This window comes from Allobosea sp. (genome assembly GCF_036675845.1).
GTDB lineage: Bacteria > Pseudomonadota > Alphaproteobacteria > Rhizobiales > Beijerinckiaceae > Allobosea.
Window position 1 is genome coordinate 1 of record NZ_JAKFED010000168.1, and the last position, 5,673, is coordinate 5,673.

At 66.9% G+C, this 5,673-nt stretch carries 4 protein-coding genes; all 4 read right to left on the minus strand.

Features of this window, described 5'->3' with window-relative positions:
• Positions 1–187 precede the first annotated feature (187 nt).
• Complete coding sequence (locus tag V6M56_RS18355) at positions 188–589, minus strand: MAPEG family protein (protein WP_332685620.1); 402 nt, start codon at positions 587–589, stop codon at positions 188–190.
• Positions 590–598: 9 nt separating this feature from the next.
• Positions 599–1,885: a 2-oxoglutarate dehydrogenase complex dihydrolipoyllysine-residue succinyltransferase gene (gene odhB, locus V6M56_RS18360; RefSeq protein ID WP_332685622.1), complete on the minus strand. Its 1,287-nt coding sequence runs from the start codon at positions 1,883–1,885 to the stop codon at positions 599–601.
• A gap of 39 nt (positions 1,886–1,924) precedes the next feature.
• Positions 1,925–4,882, minus strand: a complete 2,958-nt coding sequence (locus V6M56_RS18365; RefSeq protein WP_332685624.1) for a 2-oxoglutarate dehydrogenase E1 component — start codon at positions 4,880–4,882, stop codon at positions 1,925–1,927.
• Between the two features lie 169 nt (positions 4,883–5,051).
• Positions 5,052–5,673: succinate--CoA ligase subunit alpha (locus tag V6M56_RS18370; RefSeq protein WP_332685626.1), on the minus strand; the 622-nt coding region annotated here is incomplete at its 5' end.

Genomic DNA, 5,673 nt, shown 5'->3' on the forward strand with positions numbered 1-5,673 from the left:
TCGCCGCCGAAGAGGCCGAGATTGGCATGCATGATGCGCACCCCGTCCTCGGCCATGGCCTTGAAGGTGCACTCAGCACCAAAGGCCTTCTCATAGAAGGCGATCGCCTCCGTACCGCCCTTGACGCAAAGGTGCGGCTGCAGCGGCGGGGGATTGGGGCCGAAAGCCATGACTTGCTCCTCCCGGCTTAAACGAACGTGCGCACGACCATCAGCAGGAGCCCGGCAGCGGCGATGCTCCATGCCAGGCTGCGGACATAGGGAATGCCCGCCAGATAGAGCGGCAGGTAGGCGATACGAGCCGCAAGCCAGAGCAGCGCCCCGATCAGGCCCAAGCCGTCGACCCGTCCCATGGCGATCAGGGTCAGGGCCAGGATGCCGAAGGCAGGGAAGGTCTCGAGGTAGTTGCGGAGCGCGCGCTCGGCGCGGCCCGCAAGAACGCCCTTCGGCTTGAGCCCTTCATCGCGCGGCCCGGCATTCCAGGCCGAGCCGAGCTCCCGTGTCGCCGCGAATGCCTGCACGACGATATGGATCAGGAGCAGAACGACGCTCCCGGCGATCAGCGCAGCCATGAAGGCGGCCTGCCCCATGGCCAGGTCTCAGAGATCCAGCACGAGCCGCGCCGGGTCCTCCAGCGCCTCCTTGATGCGGACCAGGAAGGTCACCGCCTCCTTGCCGTCGATGATGCGGTGGTCGTAGCTGACCGCGAGATACATCATCGGGCGCACGACGATCTGGCCGCCGACGACCATCGGCCGCTCCTGGATCTTGTGCATGCCGAGGATTGCCGATTGCGGCGCGTTCAGGATCGGCGTCGACATCAGCGAGCCGTAGACGCCGCCATTCGAGATCGTGAAGGTGCCGCCCTGCATGTCCTCGATCTTGAGCGAGCCGTCGCGCGCCTTCTTGCCAAGCGCGCCGATCTCCTTCTCGACACCGGCGATGGAAAGCTGGTCGGCATCGCGCACCACCGGCACCACCAGGCCCTTGTCGGTGCCGACCGCGACCGCGACATGGTAGTAGTTCTTGTAGACGATGTCGGTGCCGTCGATCTCGGCGTTGACCGACGGGATTTCCTTCAGCGCCTGGACGCAGGCCTTCACGAAGAAGCCCATGAAGCCAAGCTTCACGCCGTGCTTCTTCTCGAAGACGTCCTTGTACTGGTTGCGCAGCGCCATCACCGCCGACATGTCCACCTCGTTGAAGGTGGTCAGCATCGCGGCCGTGTTCTGCGCCTCCTTGAGGCGGCGCGCGATGGTCTGGCGCAGCTTGGTCATCTTGACGCGCTCTTCGCGCGAGGCGTCGTCCGGAGCGGAAGGCGCGCGCATCTGCGCCGGCGCCGCAGGAGCCGAGGCCGCGACGGCCGGGCCGGTCGCGATCGCCGCCAGCATGTCGCCCTTGGTGACGCGGCCATCCTTGCCCGAGGCGGAGACGCTCGCGGGATCGACGCCGCTCTCGGCGGCGAGGCGGCTGACGGCCGGGCCGGAATCGGCGGCCTTGGTCGCCGGCTTGATCGGCGTGTCGCCGGCGACCGCGCCGGCCTTCTTCTGCGCCTCGGCCGAGGTCTCGGCGCCGGCCTTGCCGGCGGCCTGGGCGACCGCGGCATCGGCCTTCTTCTCATCCTTGGCGGGCGCTGACGCCTTGCCCTCGCCGGCCGAGATCGTGCCGAGCAGCGCGCTGACGCCGACCGTCTCGCCCTCCTTGGCGACGATCTCGCCGAGCACGCCGGCAGCCGGCGCGTTGACCTCGAGCGTGACCTTGTCGGTCTCGAGCTCGACCAAAGGTTCGTCGGCCTTCACCGCGTCGCCCGGCTTCTTGAACCACTTGCCGATCGTGGCCTCGGAGACGGATTCGCCGAGGGTGGGTACGCGGATTTCGGTCGCCATGTCAGGCCTCTTCAGATGTCTCTTTATCGGGGCGTCGGATCAGGCCGCGAAGGCCTCGTCCAGGAAAGCGTTGAGCTGGGCGAGATGCTTCGACATCAACCCGGTCGCCGTCGCCGCCGAGGCCGGCCGGCCGACATAGCGCGGGCGCTTCGACTTCGAGCCGGCATGGCCCAACACCCATTCGAGATAGGGCTCGACGAAGGTCCAGGAGCCCATGTTCTTCGGCTCCTCCTGGCACCAGACCACGTCGGCGCCCTTGAAGCGCGACAGCTCGTGCGCCAGCGACTTCAGCGGGAACGGATAGAGCTGCTCGACGCGCATCAGGTAGACATCGTCGACGCCGCGCTTCTCGCGCTCCTCGAGCAGGTCGAAATAGACCTTGCCGCTACACAGCACGACCCGGCGGATCTTCGAGTCCTTGACCAGCTTGGTCGAGGAGTTGCCGCGCTCGGCGTCGTCGTGCAGGACGCGGTGGAAGGTCGAGCCCTCGGCCAGTTCGTCGAGCGCCGAGACGCAGCGCTTGTGGCGCAGCAGCGACTTCGGCGTCATCAGGATCAGCGGCTTGCGGAAGTCGCGCTTCAGCTGGCGGCGCAGGATGTGGAAATAGCTCGCCGGCGTCGAGCAGTTCGCCACCTGCATGTTGTCCTCGGCGCACATCTGCAGGAAGCGCTCGAGCCGGGCGGAGGAGTGCTCCGGCCCCTGGCCCTCATAGCCATGCGGCAGCAGGCAGACCAGGCCGGACAAGCGCAGCCATTTGCGCTCGCCCGAGGAGATGAACTGGTCGAACACCACCTGCGCCCCGTTGGCGAAGTCGCCGAACTGCGCCTCCCAGCAGGTCAGCGCGTTCGGCTCCGACAGGGTGTAGCCGTATTCGAAGCCGAGCACGGCCTCTTCCGAGAGCATCGAGTTGATGACCTCGTAGCGCGACTGCCCCTCGCGGATATGGTTCAGCGAGGTGTGGCGGGCCTCGGTCTCCTGGTCGATCAGCACCGAATGGCGCTGGCTGAAGGTGCCGCGCTCGCAATCCTGGCCGGAGAGGCGCACCGGGTGCCCGTCGAGCAGCAGCGAGCCGAAGGCGAGCGACTCGGCCGTCGCCCAGTCGATGCCCTGCCCGCTCTCGACCGCCTTGCGCCGGTTGTCGAGGAAGCGCTGGATCGTCTTGTGGACGTTGAAGCCCTCGGGCACCGAGGTGATCTTCTGCGTGATCTCCTTGAGCACCTGGGCCGGCACGCCGGTCGCGCCGCGGCGCGGATCGTCCTCGTCGGCCCGGATCGCCTTCATCCCGGCCCAGCGGCCGTCGAGCCAGTCGGCCTTGTTCGGCTTGAAGGACTGGCCGGCGTCGAACTCGACCTCGAGCCTGCCCTTCCAGTCGGCGCGCATCGCGTCGAGCTCGCCCGGCTGGGTAATTCCTTCGGCCTCGAGCTTGGCGCCGTAGAGCTCCAGCGTCGACTTGTGGCCGCGGATCTTGCGGTACATCAGCGGCTGGGTGAAGCCAGGCTCGTCGCCCTCGTTATGGCCGAAGCGGCGATAGCAGAACATGTCGATCACGACCGGCTTGTGGAACTTCTGCCGGAACTCGATCGCCACCTTGGCGGCGAAGACCACCGCTTCGGGATCGTCGCCGTTCACATGGAAGACCGGGGCCTCGACCATCTTCGCCACGTCGGACGGATAGGGCGAGGAGCGCGAATAGCGCGGATAGGTGGTGAAGCCGATCTGGTTGTTGACGATGAAATGCACCGAGCCGCCGGTCTTGTGGCCCTTCAGCCCCGACAGCCCGAGGCATTCCGCGACGACGCCCTGGCCGGCGAAGGCGGCATCGCCATGCAGCAGGAGCGGCAGCACCTTGGCGCGCTCGACGATGTCGCCGAACTGGTCCTGCTTGGCGCGGACCTTGCCGAGCACGACGGGATCGACGATCTCGAGATGCGACGGGTTCGCGGTCAGCGAGAGATGGACGGTGTTGCCGTCGAACTCGCGGTCGGCGGAGGCGCCGAGATGGTATTTGACGTCGCCCGAGCCCTCGACGTCGTCGGGGGCGAAGGAGCCGCCCTTGAACTCGTGGAACAGCGCCCGGTGCGGCTTGCCCAGCACCTGGGTCAGCACGTTGAGGCGGCCGCGATGGGCCATGCCGAAGACGATGTCGCGCACGCCGAGCGCGCCGCCGCGCTTGATGATCTGCTCCAGCGCCGGGATCAGCGACTCGGCGCCGTCGAGACCGAAGCGCTTGGTGCCGGTGTATTTCAGGTCGATGAACTTCTCGAAGCCCTCGGCCTCGACGAGCTTGTTCAGGATCGCCTTCTTGCCCTCGCGGGTGAAGGCGATCTCCTTGTCCGGCCCCTCGATCCGCTCCTGCAGCCAAGCCTTCTGCTCCGGATCGGAGATGTGCATGAACTCGACGCCGATGGTCTGGCAGTAGGTCCGCTGCAGGATCGCCGTCATCTCGCGGATCGTCGCGAATTCGAGCCCGAGCACGTTGTCGATGAAAATCTTGCGGTCGAGATCGGCCTCGCCGAAGCCGAACGCGGCCGGCGAGAGCTCTTCGGGATCCTTGACCTGCTCGATGTCGAGCGGGTCGAGCTTGGCGTGCAGATGGCCGCGCATCCGATAGGCGCGGATCAGCATGATGGCGCGTACCGAATCGCGCGTCGCCTGCTGCACGTCGGAAGCCGAGAGCGTCGCGCCGGCGGCCTTGGCCTTGGCGCCGAGCTTGTCGCCGATCACCTTCTCGACCACGGCCCAGTTGCCGTCGAGCGCCGAGACGATCTCGCCATTGGCCGGGATCGGCCAGTTCGGCTTCTTCCAGGAGGCGCCCTTGGCGTTGTCGATGACCGCCTGGCGCTCGTCGTTCAGCCCGGCGAAGAAGCCCTGCCATTGCTCGTCGACCGATTTCGGATCGGCCTGGTAGCGGGCATAGAGGTCCTCGATATAGGCCGCGTTGCCGCCATAGAGGAAACCCGTCTGCGCGAGAGCCTCGTTGATGTCCTGGCGAGCCATGTCCTGTCCGTCCTGTCCTGCCTGCCGCGTCATGCTCGGGCGTGCCCCGGGCACCTTCGTTCCTGCCGTCATGCCCGGGCTTGACCCAGGCATCCCTTCGCGAGTCCGGCTGGTCTTGAGATGGTCGGGTCAAGCCCGACCATGACGTGCCTGCCGTCCGTCGAAGGGCCTATCCCTTCAACACGTCCACCAAGGTCTTTCCAAGGCGCGCCGGCGAGGGCGAGACCCGGATGCCGGCCGCTTCCATGGCGGCGATCTTGTCTTCCGCGCCGCCCTTGCCGCCGGAGATGATCGCCCCGGCATGGCCCATGCGGCGGCCGGGAGGGGCCGTGCGCCCGGCGATGAAGCCGACCATCGGCTTGGAGCGGCCACGCCTCGCCTCGTCCTTGATGAATTGCGCCGCATCCTCCTCGGCCGAGCCGCCGATCTCGCCGATCATCACGATCGACTTGGTCTTCTCGTCGGCGAGGAACATCTCCAGCATGTCGATGAACTCGGTGCCCTTGACCGGGTCGCCGCCGATGCCGACGGCGGTGCTCTGGCCGAGCCCTTCATTGGTGGTCTGGAACACCGCCTCATAGGTCAGCGTGCCGGAGCGCGAGACGATGCCGACCGAGCCGGGCTTGAAGATGTTGGCCGGCATGATGCCGATCTTGCTCTCGCCGGCGGTGACGATGCCAGGGCAGTTCGGCCCGACGAGGCGGGATTTCGAGCCGGCCAGCATGCGCTTGACCTTGACCATGTCCATCACCGGAATCCCTTCCGTGATGCAGACGATCAGCGGGATCTCG

Coding starts and splice junctions, on each gene's coding strand:
- odhB (WP_332685622.1), bottom strand. CDS start 1,885: ATGGCGACCGAAATCCGCGTACCCACCCTCGGCGAATCCGTCTCCGAG.
- V6M56_RS18355 (WP_332685620.1), bottom strand. CDS start 589: ATGGGGCAGGCCGCCTTCATGGCTGCGCTGATCGCCGGGAGCGTCGTT.
- V6M56_RS18365 (WP_332685624.1), bottom strand. CDS start 4,882: ATGGCTCGCCAGGACATCAACGAGGCTCTCGCGCAGACGGGTTTCCTC.